The sequence below is a fragment of the Kocuria rhizosphaericola genome (genome assembly GCF_044462205.1).
Classification (GTDB): domain Bacteria; phylum Actinomycetota; class Actinomycetes; order Actinomycetales; family Micrococcaceae; genus Kocuria; species Kocuria rhizosphaericola.
The window spans coordinates 1-17,551 of sequence record NZ_JBISWK010000149.1; the positions used below are offsets into that span (position 1 = coordinate 1).

The 17,551-nt window shown below is 73.7% G+C and carries 16 protein-coding genes; 8 read left to right on the forward strand and 8 right to left on the reverse strand.

Annotated features, from left to right (window positions below; all coding sequences use genetic code 11):
• Positions 1 to 28: 28 nt before the first annotated feature.
• Positions 29 to 730, reverse strand: a complete 702-nt coding sequence (locus ACH9D2_RS15335) for an SDR family oxidoreductase (RefSeq protein ID WP_396363685.1) — start codon at positions 728 to 730, stop codon at positions 29 to 31.
• A 206-nt stretch (positions 731 to 936) separates the two neighbouring features.
• On the opposite strand from ACH9D2_RS15335, the gene ACH9D2_RS15340 reads away from it, so the two are divergent.
• Entirely contained in the window at positions 937 to 2,331 is a 1,395-nt protein-coding gene (locus ACH9D2_RS15340; protein WP_396363686.1) for an aldehyde dehydrogenase family protein, read from the forward strand.
• A 61-nt stretch (positions 2,332 to 2,392) separates the two neighbouring features.
• On the opposite strand, the gene ACH9D2_RS15345 is transcribed toward ACH9D2_RS15340, so the two are convergent.
• The 4 genes from ACH9D2_RS15345 to ACH9D2_RS15360 all read right to left on the reverse strand — a co-directional run bounded on the left by ACH9D2_RS15345 (position 2,393) and on the right by ACH9D2_RS15360 (position 7,333).
• A complete protein-coding gene (locus ACH9D2_RS15345; protein ID WP_396363687.1) occupies positions 2,393 to 3,100 on the reverse strand; it encodes an AfsR/SARP family transcriptional regulator in 708 nt (235 codons plus the stop codon).
• Positions 3,101 to 3,253: 153 nt separating this feature from the next.
• Positions 3,254 to 4,207: a hypothetical protein gene (locus tag ACH9D2_RS15350; protein ID WP_396363688.1), complete on the reverse strand. Its 954-nt coding sequence runs from the start codon at positions 4,205 to 4,207 to the stop codon at positions 3,254 to 3,256.
• Between the two features lie 283 nt (positions 4,208 to 4,490).
• Positions 4,491 to 6,173, reverse strand: coding sequence for an ABC1 kinase family protein (locus ACH9D2_RS15355; protein WP_396363689.1), 1,683 nt, complete (start codon positions 6,171 to 6,173; stop codon positions 4,491 to 4,493).
• Complete coding sequence (locus ACH9D2_RS15360; RefSeq protein ID WP_396363690.1) at positions 6,170 to 7,333, reverse strand: hypothetical protein; 1,164 nt, start codon at positions 7,331 to 7,333, stop codon at positions 6,170 to 6,172. The genes ACH9D2_RS15355 and ACH9D2_RS15360 overlap by 4 nt, the downstream gene beginning before the upstream one ends.
• A 191-nt stretch (positions 7,334 to 7,524) precedes the next feature.
• Here ACH9D2_RS15360 and ACH9D2_RS15365 point away from each other — a divergent pair, with 191 nt between their 5' ends.
• Positions 7,525 to 8,946, forward strand: a complete 1,422-nt coding sequence (locus tag ACH9D2_RS15365) for a hypothetical protein (protein WP_396363691.1) — start codon at positions 7,525 to 7,527, stop codon at positions 8,944 to 8,946.
• A 66-nt stretch (positions 8,947 to 9,012) separates the two neighbouring features.
• Positions 9,013 to 9,216 (forward strand): hypothetical protein, encoded by a 204-nt coding sequence (locus ACH9D2_RS15370; protein WP_058875007.1) that lies wholly within the window; start codon positions 9,013 to 9,015, stop codon positions 9,214 to 9,216.
• Between the two features lie 99 nt (positions 9,217 to 9,315).
• On the opposite strand, the gene pepN is transcribed toward ACH9D2_RS15370, so the two are convergent.
• On the reverse strand, positions 9,316 to 11,940 hold the full coding sequence (gene pepN / locus ACH9D2_RS15375) for an aminopeptidase N (protein ID WP_396363692.1): 2,625 nt from the start codon (positions 11,938 to 11,940) through the stop codon (positions 9,316 to 9,318).
• Between the two features lie 106 nt (positions 11,941 to 12,046).
• On the opposite strand from pepN, the gene ACH9D2_RS15380 reads away from it, so the two are divergent.
• A complete protein-coding gene (locus ACH9D2_RS15380; protein ID WP_396363693.1) occupies positions 12,047 to 12,496 on the forward strand; it encodes a DUF2243 domain-containing protein in 450 nt (149 codons plus the stop codon).
• Positions 12,493 to 13,269: a cytochrome c oxidase assembly protein gene (locus ACH9D2_RS15385; protein ID WP_396363694.1), complete on the forward strand. Its 777-nt coding sequence runs from the start codon at positions 12,493 to 12,495 to the stop codon at positions 13,267 to 13,269. Before ACH9D2_RS15380 ends, ACH9D2_RS15385 begins: the two co-directional genes overlap by 4 nt.
• 10 nt (positions 13,270 to 13,279) lie before the next feature.
• Here the strand turns inward: ACH9D2_RS15385 and ACH9D2_RS15390 are convergent, their stop codons facing one another.
• Complete coding sequence (locus tag ACH9D2_RS15390; protein WP_396363695.1) at positions 13,280 to 13,552, reverse strand: hypothetical protein; 273 nt, start codon at positions 13,550 to 13,552, stop codon at positions 13,280 to 13,282.
• Positions 13,549 to 13,914 carry a hypothetical protein gene (locus ACH9D2_RS15395; RefSeq protein ID WP_396363696.1) on the reverse strand — a complete coding sequence of 122 codons (366 nt, stop codon included), beginning with the start codon at positions 13,912 to 13,914 and terminating at the stop codon, positions 13,549 to 13,551. Before ACH9D2_RS15395 ends, ACH9D2_RS15390 begins: the two co-directional genes overlap by 4 nt.
• 177 nt (positions 13,915 to 14,091) lie before the next feature.
• Between ACH9D2_RS15395 and ACH9D2_RS15400 the strand changes: the two genes are divergently transcribed.
• The 3 genes from ACH9D2_RS15400 to ACH9D2_RS15410 form a co-directional block, all read left to right on the forward strand.
• A complete protein-coding gene (locus tag ACH9D2_RS15400; RefSeq protein WP_396363697.1) occupies positions 14,092 to 15,075 on the forward strand; it encodes a polysaccharide pyruvyl transferase family protein in 984 nt (327 codons plus the stop codon).
• A gap of 49 nt (positions 15,076 to 15,124) precedes the next feature.
• Positions 15,125 to 16,762, forward strand: a complete 1,638-nt coding sequence (locus ACH9D2_RS15405; RefSeq protein WP_396363698.1) for a carbamoyltransferase C-terminal domain-containing protein — start codon at positions 15,125 to 15,127, stop codon at positions 16,760 to 16,762.
• Positions 16,759 to 17,551 (forward strand): glycosyltransferase (locus ACH9D2_RS15410; RefSeq protein ID WP_396363699.1); only part of this gene is annotated, 793 nt, incomplete at its 3' end. The genes ACH9D2_RS15405 and ACH9D2_RS15410, both read left to right, overlap by 4 nt.

Below are 17,551 nucleotides of genomic sequence, written 5' to 3' on the forward strand. Positions count from 1 at the left end.
CCCGTCCGCCTCCGCACCTCCCGGTCGATCAGGGCCAGGAGCCCTCCTCGGCGTGGGCGATGAACAGCTCGCGGATCTCGCACCCCTGGGGCTGTGCGAGGGCGAACAGGACGGCGTTCGCCACGTTCTCGGGGTCGTTGAGCTGGGAGTCGTCCTGGGGCTTGTACTGCTCGTCCCGGTCGTCGAAGAAGCGCGTCTTCATGCCGCCCGGGATGAGCTGGGTGACGCCCACCTCGCCCTTGAGCTCCGCGGCGAGGGCCTGGCTGAAGCCCAGCACGCCGAACTTGGAGGCGCAGTACGCCGTCGCGTCCGAGACGCCCTTGAGCGCCAGGGTGGAGGCCACGGTGATGACCCGGCCCCGCGACTCCCGCAGCGCGGGCAGGGCCGCCCGCACCGTGGACACGGTGCCGAACAGGTTGACCTGCACGACCTTCTCCCACTCGGCGGTCGCCACGTCCTCGAGACGGCCGCAGCGGTCGATGCCGGCGGCGGTGACCACCGCGTCCAGACCGCCGGCGGCCTCCACGGCCTGGCGCACCGTCTCGGTCACCGCGGCGGTGTCCGCCACGTCGACCTCGTAGGCGGTGACGCCGGTGAGCGTGCTGATGTCCCGGTCCAGGACGATGGGGGTGCCGCCGTTGTCGCGGACCGCCTCCACCACGGCGGCGCCGAGCCCGGAGGCACCGCCGGTGATCAGCACCCGGCCGGGATTGGTGGGCTGGAAACTCATACAACTTCCTCTCTGCTGGGCATGGCCGCGCCCGCGGCAGGTGCCGCGGGCGGGCGGCTGCTCCTGGTCGGAACAGGGCAGGCCCCGCGGGTGCGGCGGCCTGGCCACTGCTACCGTAACCGGTCCCGGGCCGTTCATCAGTATGCTCATCAGGACGCCCCCGGGGTCGCCGCACGCGCACCCCCGACCGACAGCAGAGGAGTTCCATGACCACCCCAGCACCCGCCACCGCCCCGACGAACGAGCTCACCGTGCTGGACCCGCGGGACGGGTCCACGGTCGGCACCGTGGCCACGGCCACGGTGGAGGAGGTCCGTGCGGCGGTCGCGACCGCCCGCGGCGCCGCCCGGGACTGGGCGCGGACCGCCCCCGAGGAGCGCGGGAAGACCCTGCGCGCAGCCGCGGACCGCCTGGCCGAGCACGCCCAGGAGCTCGCCGAGCTCAACGCCCGCGAGACCGGCAAGCCCGTCGAGGAGTCCCTCGGCGGGGTCATGGCCGGGGTCGGCACCCTCCATCAGTACGCGGAGCTCGGCCCGGTGCACCGGGGCCACAGCCTGCGCGGCAGCGTGCTGGCGGCCGACTACACCGTCGCGGAACCGCGCGGCGTCGTGGTCGCCCTCACGCCCTGGAACGACCCCGTGGCCGTGGCCGCGGGCCTGCTCGGCGCCGCGATCGTCACCGGCAACACCGTGGTGCACAAGCCCAGTGAGCGCTGCCCCCACGTCGGGGCCCGCCTCGGGGAGATCCTGGCCGGGGCCCTGCCCGCCGGTGTCCTCACCACCGTCACCGGCGGCGCCGCCGTGGGGGAGCTGCTCACCGGGCTGCCCGACGTCGACGTCCTGGCCCACGTCGGCTCCACCGCCGCCGGGGAGGCCATCGCCCGGGCGGCGGTCGGCACCGGCGCCCACGTGATCCGGGAGAACGGCGGCAACGACCCCCTGGTGGTCGACGACGACGTGGACCCCGTCTGGGCAGCCGCGCAGGCCGCCCTCGGCGCGTTCGCCAACTCGGGCCAGATCTGCGTGGCGGTCGAGCGGATCTACGTCCACCGCGGCGTCGCCGAGCCGTTCCTCGCGGCGCTGGCGGAGGAGGCGCGCCGGCGCAACGGCGACGGCACGCTCGCCCCGCTGGTCGACGAGCGGATGCGCGAGGAGGTGCACCGCCAGGTGGCCGACAGCGTCGAGCGCGGGGCCGTCGTGCTCGAGGGGGCGCGCGTGCCCGGGGGCCCCGGGGCGTTCTACCCGGCCACCGTCCTGCGCGGCTGCGCCTCCGGGATGCCCGTGATGACCGAGGAGACGTTCGGGCCCGTGGCCCCGGTGCAGGTCGTGGACAGCTTCGAGGAGGGGCTCCGGCTGGCCGCGGCCGACCGGTACGGGCTCGCCGCGACCGTGCTCACCGGGCGGATCGCCCACGCCCAGCGCGCCGTGGCCGAGCTGCCCGTGGGCACCCTGAAGGTCAACAACGTCTTCGGCGGCGCCCCGGGAGGTGCGGCGCAGCCGCGCCGGGCCAGCGGCGCGGGCTTCGGCTACGGCCCCGAACTCCTCGACGAGATGACCCAGGTGAAGGTCGTGCACGTCGAGATGCCGCCGGCCGGGGACTGAGCACCGGCGCCCCCGCGCTCACGGCGCCTGGTGCCGGCTCCCGCACGCGGGGGCGGGGACCTCACCGCCGGCGCACGGGCTCGAGCAGCTCCCGGACCCTGTCCGATGGCTGCTCGCCCAGTTCTCGTGCCAGGTCCGAACAGTAGCTCCGTAACGTCCGCCACGCCTCCGCCTCGTTGCCGAGGCCCAGGTGGGCGCGGACCAGAAGGCACAGGCCGCTCTCGCGCAGGGGAGCGGTGTCGCGGGCCGTCCGGGCCAGGGCCAGGGCACGATGGACGTCCCCCTGGACGAGGCAGAGCTCGGCCCGCGCCTCGACGGCGTTGACGTAGAGATCCTGCAGCCGCGCCTGCTCGTCGACCACCCAGTCGTCGTACCAGCCCGGCAGCAGCTCCACCCCGGGGTGCGCCAGCACCCAGGCGTCGTCGCGCTCGGCGGACCAGGACGCCACCGGGCGCACGACCAGCTCGAGCAGGTGGTGGAGGTCCACCTCCACCGCCTCGGACAGCGCGAGAGTGCCTCCGTGGCACACCAGGACCCCCGGCGCACGCCGGGACAGGGTGAAGACGGTCGTGCGCAGGCTGCCGAGCGCGTGGTCCTCCGAGCACTCCGGCCACAGCAGCCCGGCGAGGTATTGCCGGGGCCGGGGGCCGCGGATCGCCAGCGCCGCCAGGAGCCGTTGCTGCCGGGAGCCGGTCTGCACCCGGGCCCCATGCACGGATGCCTCCCAGCACCCCAGCAGCCGCAGCGTGATCGTCCGCCACTCGCCCATGACGTTGCTCCCCCGGTTGACCAGGCACAACGTCCGCGCCTGCGCTTCACCGCCATGCTGGGCCGCGGCGTGGGGGAAGTCAACGACATGACGTGCTGCACAGCGCGTGCGACGGTCCCGAGCCCTGTCGGGGCCCGGGACGGCGGGCAGCGGTCAGGACCACCACTTGTGGTAGAGGCGGTTGTCGCTGCCGATCCCGCAGACGTCCACGCGGTTGCGGCTCCAGGAGACCGCCGAGGGGTTGTACTCAACCCGGCCGCCGAGGCTCTCCCAGCCGCTCCAGCCGCGGTCGTACCACTTGTGCCACACGGCCTCGTCGGTGCCGACCACGAAGCAGTCGAGCCGGCCCCTGGCCCAGGACGAGGCGCCGGTGCCACCCCGGCAGTCGCCGCCGAGGCTCTCCCAGCCGCTCCAACGGCGCCCGTTCCACCACTTGTGCCACAGGGCGTTGTCCGTGCCGATGCCGAAGCAGTCGATCCGGTTGCGGCTCCAGGACACCGCGGAGGGGTTGTACCGCAGTCGCCCGCCGAGGCTTTCCCAGCCGCTCCAGCGGCGCCCGTTCCACCACTTGTGCCACAGAGCGTCGTCCGTGCCGAGCACGAAGCAGTCGAGCCGGTTGCGGTCCCAGGAGGAGATCCCGACGCCGCCGCGGCACCGGCCGCCGAGACTCTCCCAGCCGCTCCAGCGGCGCCCGTCCCACCACTTGTGCCACAGGGCGTCATCGCGACCGATGCCGCAGACGTCGATCCGGTCGCGGCTCCAGGAGACGGCCGCCGGGTTGGACTTCAGCCAGCCGCCGAGGCTCTCCCAGTCGCTCCAGCCGCGGTCGTACCACTTGTGCCACAGGGCGTTGTCGGTGCCGATGACGAAGGTGTCGAGCCGGCCGCGGGCCCAAGAGGACACGCCGGTGCCGTACCGGCAGTTCCCGCCCAGGTCCTCCCACCCGGACCAGGCGGTGGTGGTGACGTGGGCGGCGGCGCCGGCGGGGGCCGAGCCCAGGGCGACCCCCGTGCCCAGCACAGCTCCGGCCGTGATGAGGTTCCTCCGTGAGATGCCCCCGGGTGCGGCGGAGGCGGTCCGGTCGTCCGAGAGGTCCAGTGCGCTCATGATGTGCTCCTTGACGCGGGGCGGGGCCGTCCGATGGCACGGTGTCCCCGCCACGGTGGATAAGGTGGGCGCGACCGGGCCGGGCGGTCCTCGTCGTCCCCGCCTGCCGGGTCGGTCCCGGCACGGTTTCCCGGTCGCACGGACATCGTCCGACCCGCGGTGTGATCCTGGCGTGACTACCGTCGAGGCATGTCAGAGGCGTGTCAGAGCTATGACCGAGGGCGAGGCCGCCGGTGGCCGTGCGCTCGGACGAGCGCGCCGCGGCTCGGCGCGGGAGCCGGGCTCAGAAGCGGCGGCGGACCCGGATGGTGTTCGCCAGGCGCCGGACCTTGGGCACGTTGGTGGAGAGCACGAGGTAGCCGGTGAGGGTGCCCACGGTGGTCGCGCCGCCGGCGATGAGAGGGGTGTGGAACTTCCGCCACCGGTCCGGATCGGACGCGAGGATGTGGGCCATGCCGTTGATGGACGCGGCGATCACCGCGCCGGCCACCACCTGGTGGCCGATCTTCTCGCCCCGCTTGAGCAGCGGCTCGAACTCGTCGGCGCGCAGGTGCACGTCGAAGCCGCCGCGCTCCAGGACCACGATGAGCCGCCGGAGGTACTCGGGGGCCTCGATGCCCATCTGCATCGCGTCCTGCAGGATGTCGCGCAGCCGCTTGGCCAGGATCTCGGGGGAGAGCCGGTGCAGCACGAACCGCTGCGCGTACGGGGTGAGGACCGAGACGAGGTCGAACTCCGGGTCCAGACCGGTGCCCACGGACTCCGCCGTGACGAGCATCCGCAGGAACAGGGCGGACTCGCGCGGCAGGTGCATCCGGTAGCGGCGCAGCAGTCCGATGAGGTCGCCCATGAGGTGACCCACCCGCACCTCGTGCAGGGGCTTGTTCGAGTAGCGGCGCAGCAGGATCGCCACGTCCCGCTCGAGCTCCTTCTTGTTGACGTCCTGCTCCTGCGAGGTCAGCCCCAGCAGTCCCGCGGCGGCCCGCCGCGGGTTCTCCTGGACCACGCCGAGCATCAGGGTCACCAGGTGGTCCCGGAAGTCGTCGGTCAAGGTGCCCATCATCCCGAAGTCGATGATGCCGATCCGACCGCCGGTCTCCACGAAGAGGTTGCCGGGGTGCGGGTCCGCGTGGAAGAAGCCGTGCTCGAAGATCATCCGGCAGATGGCCTCGGTCGAGTCCACGGCCAGCAGGTGCCGGTCGAGGCCGGCGTCCTCGAGGGCGGGGTAGTCGTTGATCTTGATCCCCCGGATCCGCTCCATCGTGAGGATCCGGGAGGTCGAGGCCTCCCAGAAGATCTCCGGGATGTGCACCCGGGGGTCGCCCATGAAGTTCTCGGCCATCCGCTGGGCGTTGCGGGCCTCCGTGAGGTAGTCCATCTCGTCCCGCAGGGACTGGGCGAACTCGTCCGCGAGGCCCTCGAGGTCGAAGTGCTCCACCGCCGGCCAGTAGGTGGACAGCAGCTTGGCCAGCTCCGAGAGGATCTCGAGGTCACGGTTGACGTCCTCGACGACGCCGGGGCGGCGCACCTTCACGATGACGTCCACCCCCTTGTAGACGGCCGCGTGCGCCTGACCGATCGAGCCCGTGGCGAGGGGCACGGGGTCGATCTGGGCGAGGATCTCCTCGGCCGCGGAGTCCGGCTCGGACTCGATCATCGCGCGGATCCGGTCCGGCGGCACCGGGGGCGAGTTGTCCTGCAGCCGCGTCAGCTCCTGCACGTACCGCGGCGGCAGCAGGTCCGGCCGGGTCGAGACGACCTGGCCGAGCTTCACGAAGGTGGGACCGAGCTCCTCGAGGGCCTGCCGCAGGTGGACGGGCTGGCTGTAGAGCTTGTCCGGGTCGATGAGCCGGACCCGGGCCAGAGGTGCACGCCACTCCTCCTTGATCCCGCCGAGGGCGAAGCCGAAGCCGTGCTTCGACAGCACCTCGAGGATCTGGAGGAAGCGTTCCCGTCGGCTGATCATCGGCGGGCCACTCCGGTGCTCATCCGGGCCAGGTAGAACGACATGAACCCGGTCGCGACGGCCACGATGAAGCACAGGGCGCTCACCAGCGGCTCGATGCCGAGGAAGACCACGCCCACCGCGCCCAGCAGCAGGGTCATGGCGAGCAGCACCCACACCGCCACGTGCACCCGGCCGAGCACGCCGACGCCGACCCCCGGGCCGGCGGAGGACCGCTGGGCGGTCACGTCGTCGTCGTGCGGGGCGCGCTCGGCGCCGCCGGACGCCGCGGCGGACACGGCCAGGCCCTTGCGCCACTTCTTCGCGTTGCGCGAGCGGTCGGCCTCGGCCGGGACGTAGGCGTCCGGGACGGGGTAGCTGTCGGCGGGCGGCAGGAGCTCGGGGACGTCGTTGGGCAGCTGCTCGAACCACTCCGCGGGGATCTCCTCCGGGCGCGCGGCCTGGAGCGTCATGGAGACCTCGAAGGCCGAGCCCCGGATGGTGCCCCACACCGCGGTGAGCTTCTCCTGCTGGAAGGCGTGGTCGATGATCGGGATGAGCTGCTGGGACATCTGGGTGGAGAGCCGGCCCACCTGGCGGCGCTCGTAGAGCACGTCCACGATGTCAAGGGTCTGCCCGTGGTGGTTGCGGACCTTGTTGGTCTCCAGGGTCAGCATCACCCGGCCCTCCCCGGACGGGGGGATCACGCTGTGCAGGTACTCGGCGAACTCCTGCTCGTCCAGGACCTTGATCGACGGACCCTGCGGCAGCACCGCCGCGTGCGTCGGGGGCGTGTTGAGCGGGAACAGCAGGTCCGGGGCCGCGATCGAGAGCCGGGCCGTGGCGTCGACCTCCGCCTGCCCGTCCTGGCGCAGGACCGTGGCCTCCAGCTTCAGCGGCGCCACCGGCGTGTAGCCGGAGGCGATGACACGCGCGAGGTAGGGCCAGTACCGCTGCGCGTCCTGCTGGGCGAGGTGCCCGATCTTGTTGGGCCCGATCCGCACCGAGACCGTGTGGGGGTCGAAGGGGTTGTCAGGTTCCGGGACCAGCGCCGCGTTGCCCGTCCAGGTGCGCAGCTTGCCGAAGGACAGACCGCCGAACACCCGCATGATCTCGGTGTCGTAGAAGTTCTCCGTGACGATCTCCAGAGAGCCGCGGTCGTTGAGCGCGTAGTCGGTCATGGTCTCCCTCGATGGAGCTGGGGCATCAAGTCGTCCTCAGCATCTCACGATTCCCGGGACGCCCGGTTCATTGTCCGACCCGTACGGTGTCCGTGCTGACTGGTGCAATGATGGCCGATCAGGACACCGGGCGGGCCCCGGTGACCGCCCGGGACGAGAGTCGCACCGGGATCCGTGAAGGAGGCGCGAGGATGCCCCAGGGCCAGGTCCCCCCGCCCGAGCCCGGCCGCCCGGCGGTGGACGCGGACGTGCTGCGCGCGCTGTTCCTCAGTCCCGCCGACTGGATCCACCGCCGCGTGGAGTCCGTGCTCATGAGCCCCGACGGCGTCACCCGCCGGAAGGTCTCCCTCGACGTCGACCTCGCCGCGCGCGCCCCGTGGCCGGTCGACACCGCCGGCCGGCTGCTGGTGCCCGTGACCATCCAGGCCAAGCAGCCCCTGCGCAACTTCGACGCCGTCTGCCAGGGCGACCCCGTCCCGGTCCTCGGCACGGAGGACAACGGCACGCTCGCCGAGCTGCTCCTGTGCGGGCTGATCCCGGAGCAGCTGCCGCCGGCCGAGGCCGCCGTCCTGGCGCACGACCACGTCCCGGCGATCGTGCACGCCCCCGAGCTGCTCGTGGAGGACGCCCTCGACGGGTTCTGGGCCTACTGCGAGCACCTGCGCGTGGTCGTGCAGGAGCTCGTCGACCGGGGGCGGCTCCCGGCGGAGGACGCCGAGCACTGGGACGCCGACCTCGCCCTGTTCACCACGGTGGCCGACCAGCTGGCCCGCGGCTTCCTGCTGACCTTCGCGCTGCCGGCGGAGTTCGCGGGCCGCCGGCTCGTGCTCAAGTACTCGATGGACGAGCAGTACGCCGCCGGCGGGAGGCCGCGCGCCCGGGACCGGCTGCGGCACTGCTGGATGCCCTGGGTGGGCAGGGTCGGCCTGCACGACCTCGCGTCCTGCCGCAGCTTCCACGTGGAACTGACGGTGCCGCCGGAGGTCCGACTGCACGAGTTCACGGTCCTCTCGCACGAGGGCGGGCACCCCGGCCCCGGGGGGTCGCACCGGGCGGTGGACCGGGTGCTCGCCGAGGACCGCACCGTGCGGCGGTGGCCCGGGGCGGTGCGCGGCCACCTGGCGCTGCGGCCCACGTCCCGTTTCGACGACGCCTTCTGCGAGCTGGTGATCCTGCCGGCGCGGCAGGGGATCACGGGGTTCGCGTCCGTGGCGGTCAGTCTCATCACCGCGGTCCTGCTGCTCGTGGGGATCGTGGGGATCGTGCAGGAGCACGTCCTGGGACCCGGCTGGCAGGTGCCCTCCGCGGCGGCGTCGATCGTGATGTCCGTGGTGGCGGTGCTGCTGTCCTGGATCAACCGGCAGCCGGAGCACGACATCTCCGTGCGCGTGATGCGCCCCCTGCGCTACGCGCTGAACCTGGAGGCCCTCGTCATGCTGATGCTCGCCGGCGCGGCGTCGGTCCCCCTCACCGCGGGGGCCGCCGCGGCGTACTGGTCGGTGCTCGTGCTGCTGCACGTGCTGTCCCTCGTGCTCGTGGCGCGCACCTGGTGGGTGCGGCGGTCCGTGGACCGGGGCTGGTACACCTCCCGGGCGCGGCGGCACGGCCGATGACCGGCGGCGCTCTGTTCAGTGGGGCGGCGGCCTCCTACACTGGAGATGTCACGGAAAGGATCCACCATGGCCTATGACGCCCGGACCGGTCCGCAGGCGCCCCAGCCGCGCCGCGAGCACCGCAACGACTCCAAGGTGAACCTGCTGCAGCTGGGCAACTCGTCGATGTCGCTCGGCCAGAGCCTCGACCGGCGGGTCTTCAAGTCCAACGAGGACGCCCAGCGCGCCGTCGACCGCGTGCTGCGCCGCTCGGGGCGCCCCGCCGCCTGAGCCCGCTCCGCCCGGAACCGCACGAGTCCCCGAGCAGTCGCCGTCCCCTCGTTCGAAGCGGGGGGGGACGGCGAGTGCTCGGGGACTCGGCGTGAGGGGTCAGGGACGCGCCGCCGCCTGGGCGCGCAGGGCCCGCAGCAGGTGGTCCCGCTCCTCGACCAGGACCCGGCGCAGGGCGGCGGGAGCCCCGGCGTGGTTGCTCAGCCACAGCTCCGTGCGGGCGAGCACGGGGTGGCGCTCGGGGTCGTGGCCCGGCTCGAGGTCGGCCCCCGCCGGATAGAGCCCCTGCACGATGCGGGTGGCCATCCCGATGGACCGGCGCGCCCAGACCTCCTCCAGCATGACGAAGTACTGCTCGCGGTACGGCTCCACCAGCTCCGCCGGGCCCAGCTGGAAGCCGGTGATCGTGGCGCTCAGCAGGTCGTTGGACAGCTCGTCGCCGGTGATCGCCTCCCACGCCTCGGCCTTGGCACGGGGGAGCGGGCGGGCGGCGCGGGCGCGGGCCCACCCGACCTGCCCGGTGCGGGTCCGGTCGCCGGCACGCTCTCGCTCCAGGGCGGCCTCCAGCTCGGGGTCCTCGCCGTGGCCCGTGGCCGCGAGCGCGGTCCACAGCGCCCAGCGCAGCTCCGAGCCCAACCGGAGCCCGGGCAACGCGTCCCGCCCGCCGAGGAGGTCGCGCAGCCAGCCGGCGTGGCTCCCGTCGCGGCGGGCCGTGCGGGCGGTGAGCCGGGCGAGGGCCAGCTGCCGGTCGCCGCCGGGGTCGGCGCGGCGCAGCTCCCGGACGGCGGCGTCGAGCAGCCGCCCCCGCAGCCGGTCCCGCCGTGCGGTCGGGGTGAAGCGCTCGACGGCCTCCACGGCGTGGTCCACGGCGGTGACGAGCATCCCGGTCCGCGGTTCGGTGAAGCCGTGGTCCAGGACGGCGCCCACCCAGTCCCCGGGGTCGAGCTCGGCGTCCCGGGTGGCGTTCCACAGCCCCGACCAGACCTGGGCACGGGCCATGTCGTCCTCCACGGAGGACAGGGAGCTCAGGGCCGTGGTGAGCGACAGCGCGTCCAGGCGGGTCTTGGCGTAGGTGAGGTCCTCGTCGTTGACCACCAGCAGGGAGGCGGTCGAGCCCACGAGCTCGGGGACCTCCACGGACGCCGCGGCAGGCAGGTCCACGCTGACCGTGCCGGTGCGCACCAGGACGTCACCGGGTCCGCGCTCGTAGCCGCCCAGCAGCAGCCGGTGCGGGCGCAGCACCCCGGCCCCGGGATCCTGGAGCAGCGCGGCGAAGGTCACGGTGCCGTCGTCGTCCCGGGCGAGGTCCAAGGCCAGGGAGGAGACGCCGGAAGTGCCCAGCCAGGAGTCCGCCCAGCCGCGCACGTCCCGTCCGGAGGCCTCCTCGAGCACGGCCAGGAAGTCCTCGAGGGTGGTGGACCCGTAGGCGTGGCGGCGGAAGTAGGCGCGGCACGCGTCGACGAACGGGTCGTAGCCCACGAACGCGACCAGCTGCTTGAGCACCGCGGCGCCCTTGGCGTAGGTGATGCCGTCGAAGTTCTGCCGGGCGGCCTCGAGATCCTGGATGTCGGCGACCACGGGGTGCGTGGTGGGCAGCTGGTCCTGCCGGTAGGCCCAGGCCTTCCGGCGGTCCGCGAACGCGATCCACGCCTCCTCGAAGTCCGTGGCCTGCACGGACGCGTGGGCGCCCATGAACTCGGCGAAGGACTCCTTGAGCCACAGGTCGTCCCACCACGTCATGGTCACGAGATCCCCGAACCACATGTGGGACATCTCGTGCATGAGGGTGTTGGCCCGCCCCTGGTACTGGGCCCGGGTGGCGCCGTCCGGGAACAGGTACTCCTCGGTGAAGGTCACCAGCCCGGGGTTCTCCATGGCGCCCAGGTTGTACTCGGGCACGAACGCCTGCTCGTACTTCCCGAAGGGGTACGGGTAGCCGAACAGCTCGGTGAAGAACGTCAGGCCCTGCCGGGTGAGGTCGAACAGCTCGCGGGCGCCGGTGCCCGCGTCCAGGTGCTCCGCCAGCGAGGCGCGGCAGTACAGGGCCAGCGGCACGGACATGCGGCTGCCGTCCTCGAAGGAGTGCCGCCACTCGCCCAAGACCCGGTGGTACGGGCCCGCCAGCACCGTGGTGATGTACGTGGAGATCCGCTCCGTGGGGGCGAACTCGTGGCGCACCGCACCGGGCCGCTCGGCCTCCGGGGCGGAGGACACCGCCATGCGCACCCCGTTGGACGAGACCTGCCAGCCGTCCGGGGCCAGGACCGTGAACCGGAAGGACGCCTTGAGGTCCGGCTGCTCGAAGTTCGCGAAGACCCGGCGGGCGTCCGCCGGCTCGTACTGCGTGTACAGGTAGACCCGGCCGTCGGCCGGATCCACGAACCGGTGCATCCCCTCGCCGGAGCGGGAGTACAGGCCCCGCCCGGCCACCGTCACCTCGTTGGTCGCCCCGAGGGACGGCAGACGGACCCGAGCGCCCTCGACGACGTCGTCCGGATCCAGCTCCCGGCCGTTGACCGTCACCGACTCCACGGAGTGGCCGATGAAGTCCAGGAACGTCTGGGCGCCCTCCTCCGCGCCGAAGCGCACCGTGGTCACGGACCGGAACGAGTCCGCCTCCGGGTCCGGTGCGGTGGACAGGTCCAGCAGCACGTCGTAGCTCTCCACGGCGACGAGCTCGGAACGGTCGGCGGTCTCGCGGCGGGTCAGGTTGTCGTTGCGCACCGTGCCATTGAACCACCCGGACCGCCCCGCCCACCGGGCCCTGGACAGCGGACGCGGCCGCCGTAGGCTGGAGCGCGACCCCGCCCGTGCGCACCAGGAGGACACGATGGCCGACCAGGACCGCCGGACCCTGCTCGCCGGTGCCCTGCTGGGGGCCGGCATCGCCGCCTCCGTGGTGGACCTCGCCGTCTTCCACCTGCTCCTGCACTGGCACCACTTCTACGACCTGTCCACCACCGGAGTCGCCCTCGCCTCCGACGGGCTCTTCCACGCCTTCGGCTGGTTCGCCACCGTGGGCTCCCTCTTCCTGCTCGCCGACATCCGGCGCCGGGGCGCCCTGTCCTGGGGCCGCTGGACCGGGGCTCTGCTCGCGGGCCTCGGCGCGTTCCAGCTCTTCGACGGCGTGGTCCTGCACAAGGTGCTCCGGATCCACCAGATCCGCTACGACGTGGACCTGCTGGTCTACGACGCCACCTGGATCGGCACGGCGGTGCTCGCGCTCGCGGCCGGACTGCTGCTGCTGCACCGGGCCCGCCCGGTCCGCCCCGGGCGATGACCGACCACCACGGCACCACCGGCTGGGCCCTCTTCGACGGGACCGTCCTCGTCCTGCTCGTCCTGGGCGCCGCGGGCTACGCCACGGGTCTGTGGGCGGCACGGCACCGAGCTCCGTGGCCGGTGCACCGCGCGGTGCTGTGGGGCGCGGGGCTGCTCTGCGCCGGAACGGCGCTGGTGGGGCCCCTGGCGGTCGCCGCCCGCACCTCCTTCACCGCCCACATGGCCGGCCACCTGCTGCTGGGGATGGCCGCCCCGCTGCTGCTGGTGCTCGCCGCACCCGTGACCCTGGCGCTGCGCGCGCTGCCCGTGGCCCGGGCCCGGACCGTGTCCGGTCTCCTCCGCACGCCGCCGGTCCGGGCCGTGACCCACCCGGTGGTGGCGGGAACGCTCAACGCGGGCGGCCTGTGGCTGCTCTACACCACCGGGCTGTACGGACTCGTGCACACCTCGGTGCCCGTGCACGCGGCGGTGCACCTCCACGTCCTCCTGGCGGGCTGTGTCTTCACCGCGGCCGTGGTGGGGGTGGATCCGGATCCGCACCGGGGCTCCTTCCGGCTGCGCGCGGCGGTGCTGGTCGGTTTCCTGGCGGCCCACTCGGCGCTCGCCAAGCACCTGTACGGGCACCCGCCGGAGGGCGTCGGAGCGTCGGAGGCCCGCGTGGGCGCGCAGCTCATGTACTACGGCGGGGACGCGGTGGACGTGGCGCTGGTCGTCGTGCTCTTCGCGCAGTGGTACGTCTCCGGCCGTCCGCGCGCGCGGTCGATCGCCTGAGCGGACCGGGTCACGCTCCGGGTGCCGTGTCCCGGCGGGCCTCCAGCTCGGCCACGAGCTCCTCGTGGCGGTCCTGCGTCACGGGGTGGGGGCCGTCGGCGTTCACCAGGTACTCGTGCTCGAGCTGGCACACGACCCTGCTGTGCAGGACCTGCAGCTCCACGAGGGACAGGGCGGAGAGCTCTCCGGGGAAGTCGCAGTCCGGGCCCAGGCACGTGTCGCACTCCCGGTTCCGCCCGGCACCGGTGTCCGCCGGGGACCGGACGACGTCGAGGTCGTTCACGCCGCCACCCCGCCCTGTCCGGCGCCGTGCCAGGAGGAGGGGGCCGGCGCGTGCGCCCGGCCCGGCGGACGGGTCGCCTCGGTGAGTCCGAACGGCACCGGCCGGGTGAGGACCTGCACGGGGCCTCCCGGCTCGGGGCCGTGGTCGAGGGACCACCGCAGCAGGTCCAGACCGCCCGGGTCCACGTGCTGGGCGCCCGTGAGGTCCACGGTGACGGCCGCGCCCGGGAACAGGGTGCGGGCGCGGCTGACCAGCGGGGTCAGGCTCCGATGATTGCGCTCGGTGAGGTCGCCGGTGACCACCAGGTGAACGCACCGGGTGTCCACTTCGACCTGCACGACGACGGACAGGGACTGGTCCATGGAGGGGTCCTTCCACGACAGGACGTCACGGCCGGCTGCTCGACCCGTGCCTACGAGCTTAGATGCCTGTGACCTGGGTCACCAGACGCTGTGCCGAGTCGTTATCGGGGGTGACGGTGCCCACGGTTCGCCCGCCGAGTCGCCGTGAAGGCCGGTGCGCCCGGTAGCGTCGAGGCCATGCACACACTCGTGGTCGGTTGGTCCAGCGTCCTGCACGGCGAGGCGACGGCCGGCGACGTCCTCGCCATGGACGCCGTCGCCGACGCCCTCGGCACGGCGGGCATCCCGCACGACGTCGCGTGGAGCGCAGTCATGTGCCCGCCGGGAGGCCTGCGGCTCGACGACGTCGACCCCGCCCACTACACCCACCTGCTGTTCGTGTGCGGCCCGGCGACCGGGCGGTCGATCGCCGGTCTGCACGAGCGCTTCGCCCACTGCCGCCGGATCGCGGTCGGGGTCAGCGTCCTCGACCCCGAGGACCCGGTGACCGCCGGGTTCCACCGCGTCATCGCGCGCGACCGCCCCGGTGCGGACGCCGGCCGGGATCTCGCGGCGCGGGCCGTGCCCCAGCTCGTGCCCGTGCTCGGGGTCTACCTCACCTCGGGGCAGCACGAGTACGGCGCCCGCCGCCGGCACGACTCCGTCCGGACCGGGCTGGAGGACTGGCTGGGCCGGCTCGACGCCGCCCGGCTGCCGCTGGACACCCGGCTGGACCCGAGGGACTGGCGGCTGCCCGCCACCGCGGCCCAGGCCGGCTCGGTCATCGCCCGGCTCGACACCGTGGTGACCATGCGCATGCACGGTCTCGTCCTGGCGCTGCGGGGCGGGGTTCCCGTGCTCGCCGTCGACCCCGTCGCGGGCGGCGGGAAGGTCACGGCCCAGGCGCGGGCGTGGGACTGGCCGGCCGTGGTGGGCGCGGACGAGCTCGTCCCCGACCGGCTCGACGAGCAGCTGGGCTGGTGCCTGTCGCCGGCGGGGCGCGCGGCTGCCGAGGCGAGGGCGGCGCTGGCCCCCAGCGGGTTCGAGCAGCTCGACGAGCTCGTCCGGGACCTCCTCGGGGACCTGTCCGGGGAACCGGGCCGGGACGCCGACGGCGCGTTCGACCGGGAACTCGGCGGCGAGCTGGTCGAGGCGGCGGAGACCCGGCCGCACCGTGCGTGAGACAGCCCCTACATCAGCCGCCTGATGATTTTGTGCCATACTCCGAACCATGAACTACCTGGGCGTCAACGCGATTTTTCACGACCCCGCGGCGGCTCTCGTCGTGGACGGCAGAGTGGTGGCCGCGGCGGAGGAGGAGCGCTTCTCCCGCCGCAAGCACGGCAAGCGTCCCGTGCCGTTCTCGGCGTGGGAGCTGCCCGAACAGGCGATGCGCTGGTGCCTCGCCGAGGCCGGGCTGACGCCGGCGGACCTGGACGCCGTGGGCTACTCCTTCGACCCCGCCATCGCCGCCGAGATGCCGGACGACCCGTACGACCCCGTGCGCGTGGACTACGCCCGGCGGGCCCCCGGGTTCCTCGCCGAGGCCCTGCCGGGCCTGGACCGCGGGAAGGTCCGCTTCGTGGAGCACCACGTGGCCCACGCCGCCTCCGCCGGCCTCGCCGCGCCCACCCGCACGAGCAGCGTCCTGGTGGTCGACGGCCGCGGCGAGGCGCACTCGCACCTGGCCGGCCGCTACCGGGACGGTGAGCTGGAGATCCTGCACCGCCAGGCCCTGCCCGAGTCCCTCGGCCTGCTCTACGAGTCCCTGACCGACCACCTGGGCTTCCTGCGCTCGAGCGACGAGTTCAAGGTCATGGCCCTGGCCTCCTACGGCGAGCCCCGCTTCCTGCCCGAGCTGCGCGAGATCGTCCGCGCCAAGGGCGACGGCGGCTTCTGCGCCCAGGCCCCGGACTGGACCCGCTTCGCGCCCCGCCGGATCGACGACGGCACGTGGGGCGGCGACCACGCCGACCTCGCCGCCTCGGTCCAGGCCGTGGTCGAGGAGGTCCTGGTCGACCTGGCCACCTGGCTGCACGAACAGACCGGGGACAGGGTCCTGACGATGGCCGGCGGCACGGCCCTGAACTGCGTGGCCAACTCCCGGATCTGGCGCGAGACGCCCTTCGAGGAGGTCTGGGTGCAGCCCGCCTCCGGGGACTCCGGCACCGCGCTCGGCGCCGCCCTGCACCTGGCCCAGGAGGCCGGGGACCTCGGCGAGCCCCAGCCCACCGCGGCCCTCGGGCGCAGCTGGTCCGCCGAGGAGCTCGCGCAGTGGCTGAGCACCGCGCAGGTGCCCTTCACCACCCCGGACGACCTCGCCGGCGAGGTCGCCGACATCCTCACGGACAACGGCGTGATCGCCTGGTTCGACGGCCGCAGCGAGTTCGGCCCCCGGGCCCTGGGCCGCCGCTCCCTGCTCGCGAACCCGATCCACCCCGACAACCTCGAGCGGCTCAACGACGTCAAGGGCCGCGAGCAGTTCCGGCCGGTCGCGCCCATGGTCCTCGAGGAGCGCGCCGCGGAGATCTTCGGCGGAGGCCCGATGCCCAGCCCCTTCATGCTCTTCGTGCACGACGTGGCCCCCGAGTGGCGGGAGCGGATCCCCACCGTGACCCACGTGGACGGCACGGCCCGGATCCAGACGGTCACCGACGAGGACAATCCCGGGATCGCGGCGCTGCTGCGGGCCTTCGACGAGCGCACGGGCGTGCCCGTCGTCGTCAACACCTCGCTCAACACCGCCGGCCGGCCCATGGTCGACGACCCGCGCGACGCCCTCGAGCTCTTCGGCTCCGCCCCTGTGGCCGCGCTCGTGCTCGGGCCGCACCTGGTCCGCCGCGCCGCGTTCTTCCAGGAGGCCGAGTGACGACCGGGATCTCCCGCCACGCGAGCTACGCCGTGGTCGTCCCCTCGGTGGGGCGCCCGACCCTCCAGTGGCTGCTGGACACCCTCTCCGCCCAGGACGTCGACGCGCAGCACCCCGGGCCGCTCGAGGTCGTCGTGGTCGACGACCGGCGCGGCGACGTGGAGCCACTGCGGCTGAGCGTGCCGGACACCGTGGCCTGGACCGTGCGCACCGTCCGCGGCTACGGGCGCGGCCCGGCCGCCGCGCGCAACCGGGGCTGGCGGGCCGCCCGCCGCTCGGGGGCGGAGTGGATCGCCTTCCTCGACGACGACGTGGAGCTGCCGGCCGGCTGGGCCCAGCGCCTCGCCGAGGACCTCGCCGCCTGCGGGCCCGAGATCGGCGCGGCCCAGGGCCGGATCGACGTGCCCCTGCCCAGCTCCCGCCGGCCCACCGACTGGGAGCGCAACACCGCGTCCCTCCAGGACGCCGACTGGGCGACCGCGGACATGGCCTACCGGGTGGCCGCCCTCGAGGCCGTCTCCGGCTTCGACGAGCGCTTCCCGCGGGCCTACCGCGAGGACGCGGACCTCGCGCTGCGCGTGCGCCGCGCCGGGTGGCAGCTGGTGCGCGGGCAGCGCCGGATCACCCACCCCGTGCGTCCTACCGACGACCTCGTGAGCCTGCGAGTTCAGGCCGGCAACGCCGACGACGCCCTGATGCGCCGCCTGCACGGGCCCGACTGGCGCCGCGCGGCCGAGGCCCCTCCCGGCGGCTTCCGGTGGCACGCCGCGACGGTCGCCGCCCTGGGCG

Bases quoted from the DNA above. Each gene is read 5' to 3' on its own strand.
- ACH9D2_RS15385 (WP_396363694.1), top strand. From the start codon at position 12,493: ATGACCGACCACCACGGCACCACCGGCTGGGCCCTCTTCGACGGGACC.
- ACH9D2_RS15350 (WP_396363688.1), bottom strand. From the start codon at position 4,207: ATGAGCGCACTGGACCTCTCGGACGACCGGACCGCCTCCGCCGCACCC.
- ACH9D2_RS15400 (WP_396363697.1), top strand. From the start codon at position 14,092: ATGCACACACTCGTGGTCGGTTGGTCCAGCGTCCTGCACGGCGAGGCG.
- ACH9D2_RS15355 (WP_396363689.1), bottom strand. From the start codon at position 6,173: ATGATCAGCCGACGGGAACGCTTCCTCCAGATCCTCGAGGTGCTGTCG.
- ACH9D2_RS15405 (WP_396363698.1), top strand. From the start codon at position 15,125: ATGAACTACCTGGGCGTCAACGCGATTTTTCACGACCCCGCGGCGGCT.
- ACH9D2_RS15380 (WP_396363693.1), top strand. From the start codon at position 12,047: ATGGCCGACCAGGACCGCCGGACCCTGCTCGCCGGTGCCCTGCTGGGG.
- ACH9D2_RS15340 (WP_396363686.1), top strand. From the start codon at position 937: ATGACCACCCCAGCACCCGCCACCGCCCCGACGAACGAGCTCACCGTG.
- ACH9D2_RS15395 (WP_396363696.1), bottom strand. From the start codon at position 13,914: ATGGACCAGTCCCTGTCCGTCGTCGTGCAGGTCGAAGTGGACACCCGG.
- ACH9D2_RS15335 (WP_396363685.1), bottom strand. From the start codon at position 730: ATGAGTTTCCAGCCCACCAATCCCGGCCGGGTGCTGATCACCGGCGGT.
- ACH9D2_RS15365 (WP_396363691.1), top strand. From the start codon at position 7,525: ATGCCCCAGGGCCAGGTCCCCCCGCCCGAGCCCGGCCGCCCGGCGGTG.
- ACH9D2_RS15370 (WP_058875007.1), top strand. From the start codon at position 9,013: ATGGCCTATGACGCCCGGACCGGTCCGCAGGCGCCCCAGCCGCGCCGC.
- ACH9D2_RS15360 (WP_396363690.1), bottom strand. From the start codon at position 7,333: ATGACCGACTACGCGCTCAACGACCGCGGCTCTCTGGAGATCGTCACG.
- ACH9D2_RS15345 (WP_396363687.1), bottom strand. From the start codon at position 3,100: ATGGGCGAGTGGCGGACGATCACGCTGCGGCTGCTGGGGTGCTGGGAG.